Raw genomic sequence first — 17,285 nt, forward strand, 5'->3', positions numbered from 1 at the left:
GACTAGAGTGCTAAAAAATATTGAAATGACTTAGTAAGTTATTTTAATATGCATTTATATTTTAAATAAAGAAGCGATTCGGAAGGTAGTAAAACTATTAAAAGTTTGGATTTATTAAATATTAATTAAAATATATGATAATTTATCTGTAAAATAAAGGAGGGCTTTTTTTGAAAATCGAATTTAATAATCTTGGGGTAATTGAGCATGGTAATTTAGAAATTATAGAAAATAGTATTAATGTCAAATATGGAATTAATGGTACAGGAAAAAGTACAATAGCCAAAGGAATTGAAAAAAGTATTAAAGGAGAAGATTTATCTGTTTTAAAAAAATATGATAGTGATTTAGTTCCAACTATTCAAATTGATAAAAACTTTTCTAATGTTATTGTTTTTAATCAAGAATATGTGAATCAATATTTATTTCATGAAGATATAGTTAATAATAGTTTTGAAATACTTATTAATACTGATGAATATAAATTGGCATTAAAACGCATTAATAATCTTTTTTTTGATCTTGTGAATAGCATTTCATCTTCTGATATAAAAACAATAATAGAAGAATTAACAGGATTTAAAAATAGCTTGGATTTTAAAATAAAAGAAACCAAAAAAGGAACTACCTATAGTGTTCCTGCAACAACAAAATTTGCAAAAGGGAAAAAGTTATCAAATCTTTCTGTGTTAATCACAGAAGATGCAAAACCATATCAATCATTATTAGAAGCAAATAATAATTTTGAATGGCATAAATGGTTTGAAAATGGTATAAAATTATTGACTGGGAAGAAATGCCCATTTTGTTTAAATGATTTACCAGAAAACTTTGAAAAAATATGCGCAGATATCAATAACACATTTAAAACGACTGCTTTAAAACAAAATGTTGAAGTTAAAAATGTAGTATATAAAATAAAAAAATATTTTGATGATAATACAAAAAAAGAAGTTGATAATATAGTTAATAGCAATGATAAAGTTTCATCTGATGAAGCAAAATTGCTTTATTCTCTTTATGTTTTGTGTGAACAAGAATTAAATAAATTGAACAATTTAAGTAATTTAAGTGTTATACAAATAAAGGAAAAATATGATAATAATATTCTTGTTGACTTTTTAAAAGAAAATAAATTATCAATGGATTTTTATTCGCATTTAGAAAAAGATGTTTTTGAGAAAATCAATAATGTTAATAATTCTATTGATAATTTAATTAGTAAAGATAAGGATATTAAAAATATTACTCAAGAATTTTCACAAAAGTTGAATTTTTGTATTTTGAATAAAAGCCAATATATAAATGATTTTTTAAGAATATCAGGTATTCCTTACGAAGTTAAAATTCAAGCATTAGGTGATAAAAATTATAAAACAATTTTAAAACCTATATGTGTTGAAAAAATAATTTCAAAAGATGATTTAAGCTATGGAGAAAGAAATGCAATTTCTTTGATATTATTTTCATTAGAAGCAGAACAAAATTATGATTTAATTATTTTAGATGATCCTGTTTCATCTTTTGATAATAATAAAAAATTTGCAATATTGTATTATTTGTTCACGAAAGATAATGCAGTATTTAAAAATAAAACAGTTATTTTATTTACTCATGATTTTGATATAATTATTGATTTGATGTATAAGGATAATTTTAGAAATATAAATGACTCTTGTTCATTTGTATCAAATCAAAATGGTATTTTTACTGATATAAGAATAAAAAAAGATTGGGTTTGTAATACATTAAGACAATGGGAGAAAAAATCAAAAAATACAGGATTAAATATATTATTGCGCTTGGTAAATTTGAGAAAATATTTACAATATAGTAATCCAAAAGAAAATGATGCATTCAATATTATCTCATCTTTAGAGCATCTTTATGATACACCTAAGAAAAAAGAATGTGGTGAATTAATTGATATGAACGAAGATGAGATTAATGATGGTATTTCAACCATTATGGAGTATATTAATAATTTCGATTATGAAGATATTTTATCCAAATTAAAAAGTAGCAGTAATTTAATAAAGTGGTATAAAAGTGCTACATCTTCTATTGATAAATTACAAATTATGAGAGCATACTTATATTTGAATCCGTTAAAGGCAGAAGATCAAGTATTTATGAGCTTTATCACAGAATCCTATCATTATGAAAATAATGAAATGATCTCTTTGGATGAAAAAAGATATAATATAATTCCAAATTATATTATCAAAATTTGTGATAGTATTATAGGAAATTAAATAATATTTTATTTATAATATCTTATCGAAAATTCCTATTATCTTTTTAATTCTCTTTAAATGCCATTAAAGCCTTATTTTATCGGCTTTAGTGGCACTTTCCATAGTGGAAAGCTCTTCACATAAGTTTTTATATTCCCATGTGTTTTCCCGTTCGGAAGTAGTAAATTCGTAGTAAATTCAGTTTGTACTACTAAGCACAAAGCCTATCCATTTCAGACTTTGCAGAAGCATAAGAGCCATGTGCATAATATCCAAGCGTCATAGTTATGTTGGAATGTCCTATGATGTACTGTAACGTATTCGGGTTCATTCCTTTATTCGCCATGTTCGTACAGAATGTATGCCTGAATGTATGCGGTGTGATATGCGGTAAAGGCTCATCATGTGTCTTGTTGTATTTCGCCACAAGCCCTCTAAGCATACCGTCGTAATTTACAGCCACTTTAGGAAGTCCCTTTTTATTAAGGAAAAGGAAACGGCTGTAGCCGTCTACCATGAACTCTTTCCCCTTAGGACGGTTCTTGATAGCTCGCTTAAATGCTTCATAAGCTCGGTTACTCATAGGCACTTGTCGGCTACCATTCTTCGTCTTAGGCGGGGCGGTATAATATCCCACCTCATTGTCCCTTAGAAGCTGGTGTTCTACAAGGATTAGCCTGTCCTTCATATTGACAGCCACATTCAAATCCAGTCCGCAAAGTTCAGAAACACGCAATCCTGTTTCGAGCAGTATCACAATCTCATCATAATACTTTTTGTATGTCTTGTCCGTCTTTGCAAAGGACAGAAGATTTTCTTCCTGCTCTGGTGTCAGCACAATCTTTTCTTCGGTATCATCGTCAATCACTTCGCTTAATTTAAAATCAAACGGGTTCTTTCTGATGTAATCGTCCTGTATCGCCAGATAGAAAGACGCTTTCAAAGAACGCTTGTAATTACGGATAGAGTTGTACGCTATGCCATTCTCGCTCATACGGATAGCCCATGCTTTAGCGTCTGACAGCTTCACATTATCAATCGTCATACTTCCCAGAGCGTCCTTTTTCAGCAAGTTCATAAACTGCTGTCGCCCCTTTACTGTATTACGTTTGACGTTCTTTCTAAGACTGTTTTTCTTTGCGTAAAGCTGGCATACCGTCAACTTTTTTCCCGCTGGGTCAATACCGTCACTAACGTCTTTCAATGCCTGTTCGATTTTATCTCGCAGGGAAATATCATTACGTTTGCCTTTCGGTATCTTATCTGTGGGAACAAGTTTCCATGAATAGAGTGGCTTTGCTAACAAACTGCTCTTAAACATATATCTTCCGTCGGGTCTTTGGCTTTCTCCTGTTCTTAAAATACGACCTTTGTTATCTCGTCTAACTTCTTTTGCCATTACAGGAAGCTCCTTTCAAAAAAGGAGCAAGCCCTAGACTCACTATGATAATTATACCATATTTAGGGCTTGCTTTCATCAGATAGCGTCCAATTTATCTATGATTTTTTCAAACTGTTTTCGCTTAATCTGCATACGGTTTCCATTCATAATAACCCAATTTGAGCCGATATTTTCTTCAGCGAGCTTCCTTAGCTTGTTTTCTCCGATACGGAAATATTTAGACGCTTCTTCAATCGTAAGCGTGTATTTTTCCCAGATAGGCACATCAGTATTGTTTGTCATGTATAAGCACCCCCTTTACTGTGTGCATTTTTTACAAGCAGACAGACGGCTTTGGAAAACTCCGCTGGTATCTCAACCAATCTCATTCCTATGAGCAAAACCACCTCTGGGACGTATCATTATTCTGTAAATACAGGTCATGGCAAAACGACCATTCCACAAGTCGCTCTCGGATCACTGCGTGGGTCGCTCGCTTTCTCTGGAAAGGTCATGGCGTACAGTTTCCGTGGCTCGCTGTATCACAAACGTATCTATCTGCTTTATTCAGTTGTCAAGGAACAATCGGCGAAAGCCTGTAATGGCTCTCATATAGTAAAAACTAGGCAGAGCAGGAAAGAGGGGGATTTTGACAAATCATACTCTGCCGTCAGTTTTATTCTTCTGTCGGTGCTAGTCCAATATCAAAGTCCAACATCATTCTAATGAGGGCTTCTCTGATACGTCCTTTCAGCTCCATATCGACAACAATATAGACGTTGCCGTATTCATCATAAAGAGGACGCAGACAGCATTTTGATATGTACGGGTCATAAAATGCCAGTATCTTTTCAATAGACTGTTCGTTCCCGTCTACTGCTGATGAAATAAGTCGGTATGGCGGGAGCTTATAGTTCTTCTTCATCTCTGTTCACGCTCCTTTATCAGTGATTTTTTCAAGTTTTCTAAGGCTCTGTAACGGTTCTTGAAAACCCCTGCTCTGGAAATTTTCTGTACTTTTGCAATCTCTGTATCGCTCATTTCCAGAAAATAATACATCAGCAGATTTTCTCTGTTACGGTCAGACAACTGTTTCAGTGCTTTCGCAAGCTCTTCGTCCAGCACACGGATTTCTATCCCGCATACCTCAAAAGCTGTGTAGTCGCTCATATATTCGTCCCATACTGCCAGCTTTTCCACCATGATTTCTGGAAGCTCACAGAAAGGAATTTCTTTATCCTTGCGACGTTTTAGCTCTTTTTTGTAGTTCAGGATAACGCCCTTGACAGTACGTTTCAGCTTGCAGTCAAACTGACACTGGGTTGTCTTTTGGAAGTCAGACGGTTTCACTTAAGTCCACCCCCTTTCCTCGTCAAGACGTAAAAGGTATCTATCCCTCTTTCCGCCCCACATCGGTACAGGAGTGGGCGATTTGCTAACCAGTTCTGGAAAGAAAATCAAAAAAATGCTGAAAACACTATATATAACAAAAGCAATCTATTAGGACACGAATGTACCAACAGACTGCTTTTGTTGTTCTCGTTATATGAAGTTTTAATTCATGTTTAGGGTAAACGGCTTGATGAAGCATTTTCGGTGGAATATCAAATTGAGAGCAATATTTCTTCTTATGCTTACTCATAGCACGTCCCCCTTAATCGGAGCGTACTTTTCCAATAAGAAAAGGACAGTCCTGCTTTTACAAAACCGTCCTAGTTAAGACCGCATGAAAAGTATCGTTATCAAGAACGGTTTTTTTTATTTACCGCATAGATAACGCAAAACATTTTCAGTGCATACTATATGAATTTTTAACACATTCTAATCATGTGGCATGAAGTATAAACTCATGATAGGTGATTAAAATGAGAAAAAAGAAAGATACACATAGCTTTGATTTCCGTCCACTGGGGCTGGCAATCAGAGAAGCCAGAGAAAAAGCTGGACTTTCCCGTAATGACTTAGGCGATAAGGTATTTTACGGAGAACGTCATATCGCAGATATTGAGAATGTAGGGAAACACCCCAGCTTCCAGTTATTTCATGATTTAGTTACTATGTTCAATATTTCCGTTGATGAATATTTCTATCCGACAAAAGAAGTGGAGAAGTCCACAGTCCGCCGTCAGATAGAAAATTCACTGGACGCATTGACTGATGAAGAATTACTTATCATTCAAGGAACTATCGACGGTATCATGAAAAGCAAGGGGACGGGAAGTAAATAAGGCTTCCCGTTCTTTTTATCTTCCATACCTTTTCCGCTGATCTGCCATGCAGGTAGCGAAAAGGTATTTTTCAAATCTTTGTCTTTCTCGTAATCGTATAGATATATTCTTCTGGCGTGGGTCTTTTGTTGCCAAAATACCTTTTGAAGTTTGCCTGTACTTCTGGGTCAGTGCTGTTCATAACTTCATCAATGGTAGCTTATATTTCCTCTCGCATATCTTTTATGGAAATACCTCTTGCCTTTGCACTTGCTTTTAAAAGCTTTTGCATATCTCGTTTTTTTAAAACTATCATAATTACTCCCATTTAAAGAATTTCAAAGAAATAGTCGTACAAATTACAATGATTGCAACCATTAGCCCGATAGGAAAGAGGATATTATCAATCGGCAAACCTAACGCCGTACCTTTTAATAATTTTATTCCCTGTGTTAAGGGGAGTATATTTGCAAAGTTTTGTAACGCATCAGGCATAATCTCATAAGGAAGTGTTGCACCCGAGAAAATTAACATTGGAAAGTATAAAATACTGGCAACGGTACTTGCAATTTTCATGTTTGGTGCTATTCCACCGACCATCATACCAATGCTGAACATTGACAACATCACTAATACGAAAGATATGAAAAACTGTAAAAAGTTCCCCATTATCTGAAAATCAAAAAATAAAAACGCTACTAAATAAATGAGTGCCAATGACACCAATGAATAAATGCAGTAAATAGCTATTTCAACCAGTAAAATTGTAATCGGCTTAACAGGTGTCACTTTAAGTCTTTTTAAAATTTTTCTGTTTCTATAATCAGATACAACTAAAGGCAAGCCCATTAGTCCGCCAGCACAAATAGCTATTGTAGATACTGCTCCGAATGATTGCTGTAAAAAAGTATATTCAGCGTCAGCAAAAGCAGGTTTATCACCGTAAATAATACCCAGCAGAATTATTACTATCACAGGCATACAGATTGCAAAAATAAACATATCCATACCCCTAAGGGAAAGTTTTAATTCTGTTTTCAGCATAGTCTTAAATGTTTTCATTCGTCATTTCCTCCTCTGCGTACCAAAGATAAACTTCCTCAAATTCTTTATATGGACTGCTGGCAATCGCTTCTTCGATTGTTCCAGAAAAAACGGTATTTCCTTTTTTCAAAATCATAATTCTGTCACAAAGATTTTCTACCTCGTCCATAAAATGAGAGGTAAGAAAAATAGTTAATCCTTTTTTCTTTAGCTCCGATAAACATTTCCATACATCACGGCGGGCTTTAGTGTCCAATCCTGTCGTCAATTCATCTAAAAAGACTACTTTAGGATTAGGGATAAGTGCTAAAACAATAAATAGTTTTTGTTTCTGTCCGCCAGACAGTTCCGATACAGGGCTTTTTAATTTGTCAGACAACCCAAACTGCTCTAACAAAATTTTATAGTCTGTAACTTCTTTATATAGGCATTGTGTTTCCTCGCATAGCTCTGAAACCAAAATTTTGTCTTGATAATTAGACTCCTGAAACTGTACGCCTACGTTTTCAAACAAACATTTTCTCTCTTTTGTCGGACACATTCCAAGTATTTCTACTGTCCCGCTGTCTGCCTGCCTAGTTCCCAAAATACATTCAATCGTGGTGCTTTTTCCTGCTCCATTTGCACCCAGAAGCCCAAAGACTTCACCTTTATTTACAGAAAGACTTATATCATTGACAACACAAGTATTTCCGTAGGATTTTTTGAGATGTTCAACTCTAATTGTTGTATTCAATTCTGTTCCCTCCTTTATTTTCTGGAAAAATAATAACACCAGAAAAAACTCTGGTGTTAAAATGTAGGGTGTATTTAAAAGGATTTTTTCATATTGATTAGGGTTGCTTTCATAAATCGAGCATTTTTAGAAGCGTCATCAAGTGATAGCAACAGCTTGTCGCAGGCGGTTATAATATCTTCGTTTTCTTCTGGCATACCAATCACAGATTTTATATTTATATCTGGATTGACCGATAAAGCATTTAACATTCTAAGAATAGAAGATAAAGAATAGTTTGCACATCTTAGTGCTTTAATAATGCGTAAGCGTTTTATATCATCATTTGAATATACTCGATAGCCGTTTGCTTTACGCTTGACACACAGTAAACCGTTTAACTCCCAATTTCGCAAAGTGTCCATTGTAACACCCAAAAATTCAGATACCTCTTTACGTTTCAATAGTATCTGATTAGGGCTACTTTCCCCGTTTATGAGTTCATTTACAATTTGTATTGCCTGCTCCGCATTATTCTTTTCACGTTGAAGTTGTGATAAGTATTCATCTGTCAATTTAATAGCTTCATCAAAATTCCCTGTGGCAGATACTTTAATAATATTCATAGCTTTTTTTCTCAATCCATTTTGTAAAATTTCTACTTTTAAAGCTGTACGGGCTAAACGAAATTGCTCTATGTGAAAATCTGTAAAAATACGATAGCCATTTTCTTTGCGCTTTGCCAGTGGTATTAAATGGAGTTGTTCATACAACCTAACTGTATTTGGATGTACGCCAATTATTCGAGCAACTTCTGTTGTTTGGTATGTATTCATCAAAAAACCTCCTATCTTACTAAAAGTATATCAGTAATTTAAAGGCTGGTGTACTAATGGAGGGTTTTATTATATACAAAATCATAAATATATGCAATAGTTAAAGGCTTGCGGAGCATACCATACAGCGTATGACGCAAGCCTTATTGACTATCCTATGATTTTCCAGTTGCTATCCTTATGTAGCGTCAGCTCATACTGTGAAATCTGCGTTGCCTTTGTCTGGTTGTCAATAAACTTCACAGCCACCTTGACCTTGACGTTATCTCCGTCAGCCGTGAACACGGGATTGACTAATTCCGAATAGAGATAGTCTCCGTTTATGGGTTCAAGAGCATTTCCCGCCACATAGTAGGCAAGCTCCGTTTCCGTAGCCGTAGGGTACAGCTTGAAGAATGTTTCCAGAAACGCCGTAGCGTCATTCACGGTATCAGCGTCCACGCTGTTGTCCGCTTCCTGCATTTTCGGCTCATAGTCTGATTTTTCCACATCAGGGGAGAGCGTCGGGTTCTGTATGATAACCATATCTCCGCCAGCGTCCACATGGACTTTCACGGTATAGGTTTCTGACACGTTCCTTGTCTGGTCGCCCTCTTTTATCTGCTGATCTACTTCGTAGGCAACAATAAAAGCGTTCTCCCCAGACTGCGCCACGTCCCAGATAAGCACGTCCGTAACGGCAGAGCTGGTCGGTATGTCAGCTCTTATGGTATCAACATTTAAGTCCTGCAACTCCTTTGTCAGATACCCGCTGATTGCCTGTGTCCTTGCTTCGATAGCTTCCTTTGTATTGCTCCAAGTATAATAGGACTTCGCAAAGTTCTTCACGAAATTTTCAATCCCATTGGTGTCATTTAAGCGTAGCTCTATGGTTTCCGTTTCATGTACCGTGTGCATATCAATGGCGGTAAAGTTCTTATATACACCAAAGCTCACGCTCGCAAGCAACACCACCCAAAGGGCGATAACGGTTTTCCTGCGCGTCCCCACCTTGACGGTACGGACTTTCTTTTCTTTTATTGGTTTTTCTTTCTTCTTGAACATGATTTCCATTCCTTTCTTTTATTGCTTAATTCTTCCTGCGCCTATCAAGTGCTGTTGCCAGTAGGAGCTGGTAAGGTCGGCATATCCGATAGGGTCGCCTGCATGGTACATCTGGTTGTTTCCCACATAGATACCTACATGGGTAACATACGTCCCTGCATTGTAGGTACTGTGGAAGAACACCAAATCCCCAGCCTGCGCCTGTGAAAGCGTGATATGCTGGGTAGCGTCATACTGTTCCTGTGCAGTTCTCGGCAGGCTGATACCCGCCTTGCCGTAACACCACTGTACCAGACCTGAACAGTCAAAAGAGGTATTCGGGTTGCTCCCGCCGTACACATAACTCCAGCCCTGATATTTGAGGGCTTCATTCATTATCTTCTGTGCCAGCTCGCCCGACACCTGATGAACAACGAGGTACTGGTTCACAAGCTCCACATAGAACATATTCCCGTAGCCGTAACGCCAGCCCCCATTTTTCTTCACGGCGACAGGGTTCGTATAGGTTACTTTCTTCCCGCCAGACTTTTCATGGGCGAAATTCTCTGCCAGCGTGAAGCTGTGCTTCTTTCCGTTCTTCGCCACATAGTCAAGATAACCACCGCCGTAGTTATAGGACTGTATGACAGAATTTATATCAGTAATCCCTTTGTTTTCCGCTGAAGAAAGCAGGGAAGCGAAATACTTGCACCCCTGCTTTATGGACTCCTCGGTACTAAGGGAATTAGGCGGTAAGCCCATGCTCTCGGAGCTTTGCATAACGTCCTCGGCTGTCCCGCCACTTTCCACCTGTATAATGGCAAGAAGCACGTTCACATACTCGGAAATGCCATACTCCTTTGCGTACTTTTCTACCATTGGCTGATGTTTGAGGACTTCTGCGGATAAATTCATACCCGTATAGGAAGAAGAATAGTTGTCCCCGCTGTCGTCATCGTCTGCGCTGATAATCACCCCAAAGAACAGGACAATGACAAGCAGGAACGGAAACAGACTGCTGATAATGGCGAGATGTCTTAGTTTCATTTCCTGCGTCCTTTCTTAGGTGTGGTTTTCTTCGTGGTCTGCTTTGTACTCCTGCTGGCTGTCTGCGTCTGTTGGCGGGTACTGGTGCGCTCTGTCTTGCTGGTCTGCTCTGTGCCAGAAGCAAGGGGACGCTCCTTGACGGTCTGCGCTTTTGACGGCTCGGTATGTACCTTGTCCGTAGCTCCTTTTCCAGAAGTAACGGGACGCTTCACTTCCTGCGCTTTCTCTGCGCTTTGCCTTGATGTGGCGGTAACGGGTCGCTCATGGGTACGGGTAGCTTCCGCTGATCCGTCCCTGCTTCGCTGTCGTGCTTCCTGTGCTTTCTGCATTTCCATGCGCTTGCCAGCGATATTGTCCCTGTGCCTTTGTAGCTTCTCGGCACGTTCGCTCTGGCGGGTTTCCTGTCCCTGCACGACACCACGCTTAAATTCGGACACACTTTCCTTTGCCTTTTCCTTTGCGGAGTGGACAGCGTAGGCGGTCTGGGTCGGCATATCTTTGATATTCTCCCTGACAGCCGTTGCCTTGTCCTTGACCTTGTTCTTTGTATCAAGCACCGCACCTACGGCAGAGCCGACACGCCCGCTGACAGACTGGTTGCTTCTGCTTTCTCTGGAAGTCGGCGCTTTTGTCTTTCTTCCAGAGCTGGCTACGGCACTTCCAGCCACCGCACCAGCCACGCTTCCAACCCCAACGGCTTTTGCGATACGGTGTTCCATTCGCCTAGCCCTGTGTCGCATGAACAGATAAGGACGGCGGAATATCCTGCGTCCCATTTGCTGGCTGTCCCCCGCATTGAGGGAGAACATACTCATCAGGTCGCCCAGCTTCATGTAAATGCCAGCGAAACATACTATCTGTAAGAACGCTATCATAAAGAACGGATAGTCCGTGGAAATGTTATAAAACATACTGGAAATACTAAACGCCACCGTTACGATAAGGGTTATCCCCGCCCTTGTCATTATGGTATTGAACACTCGCACGATTGCCTGTTTTGCCATGTTCTCATAAGTCGGTATCATGGAGAGCAGGAAGCTAATCGGCAGGAACATGGCGAAGATAATAAATAATATCTGGGAAAATATCATCATGCCTGTTAAGAGGAACACGAACACCGTTATCCCCAGATTGAAGATAAGCAGGAAGAACACCATTCCCAGACGGTTAATGACCTGCGGGATTGTCAGGTTGTCATTGTCGTTGTCCTCGATTTCCTCAATCACAACGTCCTCTCTGGTTTCCCCGTCCTCGTCAGACGGGCTTGCCGATACAAGGGCTTCCACACGGTCAGAGCCGATTTCCTCTATATCACTGTTGCCAAACTGCAAGAGTAGCCACGGTTGTTGCACCTGTATGGAGAACAGGCTGTCCCTTATCAGGTCTACGCTGTCCTTGCCCTTGCTCTCGCTGTCGGGGAGCATGATTTTTGTCCCCAAGTCCAGCGAAGCGGTACTTATATCGCTGGAAAAGTCATTTATCTTCTTGATGTAGTCGGGAGCGTAGGCGATAAAGGAAGCGGACAGAATGAACACCACAACAAAGTTGACAACGGCGTGAAGTGCCTTGCTGGTTTCCCTCTTGATAAGTCCCGTATAGGCAACGTAGATACCCACGATAAGGATAATCAGGAGCAAAAATCCCACATAAAAGCCTGTGCTTCCAAAGCCGTTCTTTGTCACGCCCGCTAGGGTCTGTATGCTCTTTCCGATACTGTCTGCCATGTCATTGATGAAGTCCAGCTTATACGCCTGCTGGACAACGTACCCCGTGGCATTGGAAAGATAAAGGCTTATCGTCCAGATAAAGTTGGTAATGCAGTAAAGCCCGTACTGCACTGATTTTCCGATACCGTCCAGCCAGTTCCACGGAAGCCAGCCCCAGCTATTATCCACATAGAAGTCAAGCTGGTAGTTTTCCAGCGGGTACTTTGAATAGAGGTTGTCCGCATTTACCGTGTCGTCCACCAGCCCCGAAGCATGGGCGACCGTCCCCAAAAGAGAGAGGAACACGACAGCGGTAACAAGGATAACAAGAGTTATCTTAAAAAAGCGAAAGAGCTTCTTTTTTGTAAGAAGCCCTCTAATCTTATCTTTCATCACTCCACCTCGCTTTTCACGGGCGGTCTGGTATCAAAGGCGTGTAATAGTTCTTCAAAGACAGGGTGTATCTGCACCACGCCCACACGCCCGTATAAGTCCTGCAATAAGCACTGACCGTTCTCCAAATCACGTAATCGCTTCTGGTTGTTCTCGTCCTCTGGGTCAATGCTGAAAAATTCCAGCGTCTGCTTTATCTCGTTTATATCCGTAGAACGGAACGCAAACTTCAAGCCGATATTGTTCTTCAAACTTTCCTTTGACACGTCCCCAGAGCTTTGTGTGACGAAGTACACACCCGCCTGCATAGCTCGTCCTGCACGTACCAGCTTGTTGGAGAGGGTTTCCCCTTGTGCCACGTTGAGGAAAGCCCACGCTTCATCAAGGTCTACAATCTTAAAAATGCTTCTGTCGCTGTGGATAAAGTCAAGGCAAAAGGTACTAATGGCAATCATAATGGACACGGACAACAGCTCAATGGTGGTGTATTCCTCAAAGGTCGTGTCCTTATCTGGCAGAACAAGGTCTGCTACCTGAATGATGTTAAGCTGTCGGTCAAGGCTGATACCGTTGTGTACGTTGCCGTCCGAGAACAAAAGCTGTGCAAAGTCATAGTCGGTAAAGCTGTCGATATGCTCCGCTATGTTGCGGGAGATAAGCGTGTCCTCGTTTCTCAGCTCGTCAATCACAAGGAGAAGCCCTCTCTTGTCGCTCTGCGCCACGGTACGGATTGCTTTTCTAAGGACTGGGAACTTCTCGCCGTCCCTAGAGGAAATCCCCGTAAGGAATGTTAAAATGTCGATTGCAAGGCTTTCAGCGTCCTTTACGTCCTGCATGATAACGAACGGGTCAAGAAGCCCAGCGTTTTCTTTCTCGCTGGTAAGGTTGACAATGTTTATCTCATGGGCGATTTCTGGGAGCGTTTCTTTCCAGCCCCCACGCTCGCTTTTAGGGTCAAGGATAACCGCCTGCCCGCCAAAGAGGACAGAATAATATACTAACAGGTTATTGCTGAACGATTTCCCGCCACCCAAAGAGCCGACAAAGGCAGACGCTAAAGCATTGGTTACTGTGCCTTTCACGCCCTGACTGGCAAGGGACGGCTGTAAGTAGACGTTTCTTCCCGTGTCCACGGAATAGCCGATATAGATACCTGTATTCTCGCCTAACTGCTGGGTCGCCCCAAAGCCAAGCCCTGCCAAGAAGTCGGATTTCACATACTGCACATAGTCGTTGATATAACGCTTGCTGGCTGGCAGAAATTCAGAGTGAAGCCCCAGCATATCCCCAGCGGGACGGACGAGCTTCACGTTCAAATCGTCATAGAAATCCTTGACCTCATCACAGCGTCTTTTCAGCTCGTCAAGGTCGGGGGCTGATACACGGATAACGTAGGAGAGCTTATACATACTTTCCTTGCTCTGGTCGAGGTCGGCTTCCAGCTCGTCCACGCTGTCTAAAGCGTCCACCACATTACTGCTGGTTTCGCTCCCAGCGTTATATGCGTGGCTGTCAAGGTCTTTCAGCTCTTTCTTCTTGTTGCGGACAGTGGAGAGGGCTTTTCTGTTCCCGACGATTTCCACGTTCATGCTTGTATCAACGGGGAACGTGAACTGCTGTTGCTGGAAGTAGAATATCTCGCTGGACGGAAAATCAAGTTCCCCCACAATGGCGTTGACCGTGAAATAGGAAACATAGCTTTCGCTTTCCTCATGCTCCAAGCGCAAATGACGCTGGCTTTCCTCTATCAGACAGCGGGCGGGACGGATAAGGTCATACTGCTTTAAGAGGGTTTCCTTTTTCAGCTTCTTCTTAGGAAGCTGGTACTGGTAGTCCTCATAGGCAATCCCGCTTCTGCCGTAAAGGTGTTCAATGAGATAGCCAAAATCGCTGGTTTCCAGACGGCGCACCTTGAAACGGCGGGAGATTTTGTTTTCCAGTAACTTTTCCATTTTTAGGTAGCGGTTGATTTCATCATCTGGCATGGAAACGAAGTCATTCATCAGCGTGTGGTTCACTTCATGCAAAAACTCCTTGAACGTCATAAATACGGATTTCTTCACGCTCTGTAAATTCAGCGGTTCATCTGTTACCATGAGCTTGAAGCCGAGGAAGAAGCGGTAGTCCACCTGATTGTCCCCAATCATGGAAACAAGGGCTTCCGTCTGCTCGTCTATCTTCTCAAAAGCAACGTCTTTCAATCGCCCTGTTACCAGCTTCTTTGACTGCTCCTGTATACTGCGGATTGAGCTTTCTGTCGCTATCTGCAAGGCGTGTATCTTTCCCTCACGGGACTGGGCGATAAGCTGGCGGAAGCTGTCATGCACGATAAATTTCTGCTCCGCCGATAAGAATGAATAATTGTAAGGTATCAGCTCATAGTAGGCGAACACCTCATTGTCTTTGTTCCAGACAAGGTTGTTGTCGATATATTTAATCGGGTACATACATCACACTCCTAACTGCCGTAATAGGTTCGCTGAAAATTTCCTTTTCCAGCTTTACGGCTTTTCCTGCATAGGTTACTTTTGGTCGGACGGCATAGCAAAGCTGTGACTTTAGGAAGCTGTAAGGCTTCTTGCCGTCAAAGGTTTTCTGGCTCATAAACCAAGTGAGGGCGACGGGAATACCGAAGTATTTGAGGAACGCCCCCTCAATCATGGAAAGGGGCGGGAAGTCCCCAAAGAGAATGACGATAAACTCGGTTATCACAAACCATGTAATCTGGGTAAAGGTAACAGGGAATGGGAGATTGAAGTCATTGATTGCGTATAAGACTTTCTCCACGTTCCAGATACCCGTGTAGCTTTTTATCTTTTTCAATTCGTTTCAGCTCCTTTCATTGTTCTTTGAAATAGAAAAGGACAGCCGTATTTCAGACTGTCCCTGATAGAAAAAGCTGTCAGGAGCGACACGGGTTGTCGCTGATCTGCCAGCCCCTTATTTGATTTCACACATACCGTATCTTGTTTCTATGAAATAGCCCTCGATTTCCAAGTCCCTGCCGTATGCTTCACAGTCAATGTAGTATCGCAGGCTAGGCGGTATTTCTCCCAGCGTGTTCAGCTCATAAGCAAAGTGATACGCCACGTCTGCCATTGTTTCACAGCCTGTATAGCAATAGATACGGTCTAGGTTGTCCGCCAGTTCTTCCAGACTTCCAAAGTAGGATTTAAAATCGTCCAGCTTGTCTAAGACTTCTTCTGGGAAGTCCTGTATTGTGTAATACAAGTCATTCAGTTCCCTAATGGAGATAAATTCCTCAATCTCACAGGGGAAGTTGTCTGTATCATGGACAGCGTATTCCTCATAGTATTCATTCAAGCCAATACGCTCCGCTACATCTTCCTCGTCAATGGGGAAAGAGAACCAGTCGCCCACAAGCTCGCCCTCATTGTACTTGCCAAGATTAGCGATATACACACGCATATCCTCAACCATTCAGCCACACCTCTTTTCTATGGAAGCTCATAGATACCGTGGTCGGTTTCTACAAAGCGTCCGTTGTCGTCAAGGTACTGCCCGTAGGCTTCAAAGTCAAAGTAGCGGACGACGCTTTCTGGCAGGGACGCATAGGCTGGGTTCTGGGAGAGGACTTTTTCTGCAACGGCGGTCATGTTACGGCAGTCGGCATAATGGATAATGTCATTCTTCAAGCGGAACAGCTCGTCAAGGCTGGTAAAGTAGCACATCAGCTCCCCGTAATCTTCTCGTATGTCAGCGGGCAGGGCTTCATACTGGTAAGCCATTTCATTGAGCTTTTGGATAGAAGTATCTTCCATGACCTCATCAGCAAAGGGAAGCTCCTTGTCTACAATGAAGTAGCCGTCCGCACTGTCAATCCCAAGTTTTTCTTCCAGCTCGTCCTCATTCACTGGCAGGGAAAACCAAAAAGCTCTGATTTCTCCGCTTCTGGGTTCTCTTGCTTCCAGTCGAACACGCATTTCATTCACGGTTCATCACGTCCTTTCTTTGTAATGCTTCTTGTATGGTGGCGTAAGGCACACCAAATACATAGCGTGAAAAATCTTCCAGTTGATTTTCTGGATAGTCCGACAAGCAAAGGCGTTTCATCTCATACCAGACCGCACGCTTTTTGTAGGGCAGGTCAGAGAGATAGGGACAGCCGACTTTTGCCTGCATATCAGTAAAAATATCTTTCAAGCAATCACTCCAATCTGAAATTTGAATATAGAAAAAGCGGTCAATCGTTTAGACTAACCGCTTGTGAATATGGGTATGTAGTTGTTAAACGGGTATTTATCTGCTTTTCCACTTATCATTAAAATTGTTCACTTCACTCATTCCAAACAAAGCTAACACAAAAGAAACAATGATGATTGAAATAGTAGTCGCTGAAATAGACTGCATGAAATAATCTACGATATTCAAGCCTATAAATGTTGCAACCGTATCTAATAAAAGATACATAATGACAGCAGATTGTTTGTTTATCTTTTCAAGCGCAAGTAATGCTTTTGGTAACGCACTAGCAAGCAAATTGAGTGGATAGGAAATAATTGTTGCGATTATAAAGAATAAAACAACACTTCCAACAGACGTATAGTAAAAACCAAATAATCTCATTACAGCTCCACATATTAAAGCAATAATGGACAATACGCCAACAACCAACACTCCACCTATCAAGAAAGTAACAATTTTTTCTTTATTTGTATTCCCTAATTTTTTTATG

General features: G+C 40.8%; 18 protein-coding genes. 2 read left to right on the plus strand and 16 right to left on the minus strand.

Annotation, left to right across the window (positions count from 1 at the left end; translation table 11 throughout):
* The first annotated feature begins 170 nt into the window (after positions 1-170).
* A complete protein-coding gene (locus B5E75_RS01160; RefSeq protein ID WP_087356974.1) occupies positions 171-2,255 on the plus strand; it encodes an ATP-binding protein in 2,085 nt (694 codons plus the stop codon).
* A gap of 193 nt (positions 2,256-2,448) precedes the next feature.
* Here B5E75_RS01160 and B5E75_RS01165 read toward each other — a convergent pair whose 3' ends face one another.
* From B5E75_RS01165 to B5E75_RS01190, 4 genes are all read right to left on the minus strand, one after another.
* Complete coding sequence (locus B5E75_RS01165; protein ID WP_087356975.1) at positions 2,449-3,636, minus strand: tyrosine-type recombinase/integrase; 1,188 nt, start codon at positions 3,634-3,636, stop codon at positions 2,449-2,451.
* 78 nt (positions 3,637-3,714) lie between these two features.
* Positions 3,715-3,921, minus strand: coding sequence for an excisionase (locus B5E75_RS01170; RefSeq protein WP_087356976.1), 207 nt, complete (start codon positions 3,919-3,921; stop codon positions 3,715-3,717).
* Positions 3,922-4,294: 373 nt separating this feature from the next.
* Entirely contained in the window at positions 4,295-4,543 is a 249-nt protein-coding gene (locus B5E75_RS01185) for a helix-turn-helix domain-containing protein (protein WP_087356977.1), read from the minus strand.
* Positions 4,540-4,968, minus strand: a complete 429-nt coding sequence (locus B5E75_RS01190) for an RNA polymerase sigma factor (RefSeq protein WP_087356978.1) — start codon at positions 4,966-4,968, stop codon at positions 4,540-4,542. The genes B5E75_RS01185 and B5E75_RS01190 overlap by 4 nt, the downstream gene beginning before the upstream one ends.
* Positions 4,969-5,483: 515 nt before the next feature.
* Here B5E75_RS01190 and B5E75_RS01195 point away from each other — a divergent pair.
* Positions 5,484-5,846: a helix-turn-helix transcriptional regulator gene (locus B5E75_RS01195; RefSeq protein ID WP_087356979.1), complete on the plus strand. Its 363-nt coding sequence runs from the start codon at positions 5,484-5,486 to the stop codon at positions 5,844-5,846.
* Positions 5,847-6,143: 297 nt separating this feature from the next.
* On the opposite strand, the gene B5E75_RS01205 is transcribed toward B5E75_RS01195, so the two are convergent.
* The 12 genes from B5E75_RS01205 to B5E75_RS01260 form a co-directional block, all read right to left on the minus strand.
* Positions 6,144-6,887, minus strand: coding sequence for an ABC transporter permease (locus B5E75_RS01205; RefSeq protein ID WP_087356980.1), 744 nt, complete (start codon positions 6,885-6,887; stop codon positions 6,144-6,146).
* Positions 6,874-7,605 carry an ABC transporter ATP-binding protein gene (locus tag B5E75_RS01210; RefSeq protein ID WP_087356981.1) on the minus strand — a complete coding sequence of 244 codons (732 nt, stop codon included), beginning with the start codon at positions 7,603-7,605 and terminating at the stop codon, positions 6,874-6,876. Before B5E75_RS01210 ends, B5E75_RS01205 begins: the two co-directional genes overlap by 14 nt.
* 74 nt (positions 7,606-7,679) lie before the next feature.
* Positions 7,680-8,420, minus strand: coding sequence for a MerR family transcriptional regulator (locus tag B5E75_RS01215; RefSeq protein ID WP_087356982.1), 741 nt, complete (start codon positions 8,418-8,420; stop codon positions 7,680-7,682).
* Positions 8,421-8,570: 150 nt separating this feature from the next.
* Positions 8,571-9,464, minus strand: coding sequence for a conjugal transfer protein (locus B5E75_RS01220; RefSeq protein WP_087356983.1), 894 nt, complete (start codon positions 9,462-9,464; stop codon positions 8,571-8,573).
* An 18-nt stretch (positions 9,465-9,482) separates the two neighbouring features.
* Positions 9,483-10,490, minus strand: coding sequence for a bifunctional lytic transglycosylase/C40 family peptidase (locus B5E75_RS01225; protein ID WP_087356984.1), 1,008 nt, complete (start codon positions 10,488-10,490; stop codon positions 9,483-9,485).
* Positions 10,487-12,589, minus strand: coding sequence for a CD3337/EF1877 family mobilome membrane protein (locus tag B5E75_RS01230; protein WP_087356985.1), 2,103 nt, complete (start codon positions 12,587-12,589; stop codon positions 10,487-10,489). The genes B5E75_RS01225 and B5E75_RS01230 overlap by 4 nt, the downstream gene beginning before the upstream one ends.
* On the minus strand, positions 12,589-15,036 hold the full coding sequence (gene tcpF / locus B5E75_RS01235; RefSeq protein ID WP_087356986.1) for a conjugal transfer ATPase TcpF: 2,448 nt from the start codon (positions 15,034-15,036) through the stop codon (positions 12,589-12,591). The genes B5E75_RS01230 and tcpF overlap by 1 nt, the downstream gene beginning before the upstream one ends.
* Entirely contained in the window at positions 15,023-15,412 is a 390-nt protein-coding gene (locus B5E75_RS01240; protein WP_087356987.1) for a conjugal transfer protein, read from the minus strand. Before B5E75_RS01240 ends, tcpF begins: the two co-directional genes overlap by 14 nt.
* Before the next feature lie 117 nt (positions 15,413-15,529).
* A complete protein-coding gene (locus B5E75_RS01245) occupies positions 15,530-16,030 on the minus strand; it encodes an antirestriction protein ArdA (protein WP_087356988.1) in 501 nt (166 codons plus the stop codon).
* Between the two features lie 17 nt (positions 16,031-16,047).
* Positions 16,048-16,533: an antirestriction protein ArdA gene (locus B5E75_RS01250; RefSeq protein ID WP_241146596.1), complete on the minus strand. Its 486-nt coding sequence runs from the start codon at positions 16,531-16,533 to the stop codon at positions 16,048-16,050.
* Between the two features lies 1 nt (position 16,534).
* On the minus strand, positions 16,535-16,753 hold the full coding sequence (locus tag B5E75_RS01255; RefSeq protein WP_087356990.1) for a hypothetical protein: 219 nt from the start codon (positions 16,751-16,753) through the stop codon (positions 16,535-16,537).
* 96 nt (positions 16,754-16,849) lie between these two features.
* Positions 16,850-17,227: a regulatory YrvL family protein gene (locus B5E75_RS01260; RefSeq protein WP_241146595.1), complete on the minus strand. Its 378-nt coding sequence runs from the start codon at positions 17,225-17,227 to the stop codon at positions 16,850-16,852.
* Positions 17,228-17,285 lie beyond the last annotated feature (58 nt).

The organism is Massiliimicrobium timonense, assembly GCF_002160865.1.
Classification (GTDB): domain Bacteria; phylum Bacillota_I; class Bacilli_A; order Erysipelotrichales; family Coprobacillaceae; genus Allocoprobacillus.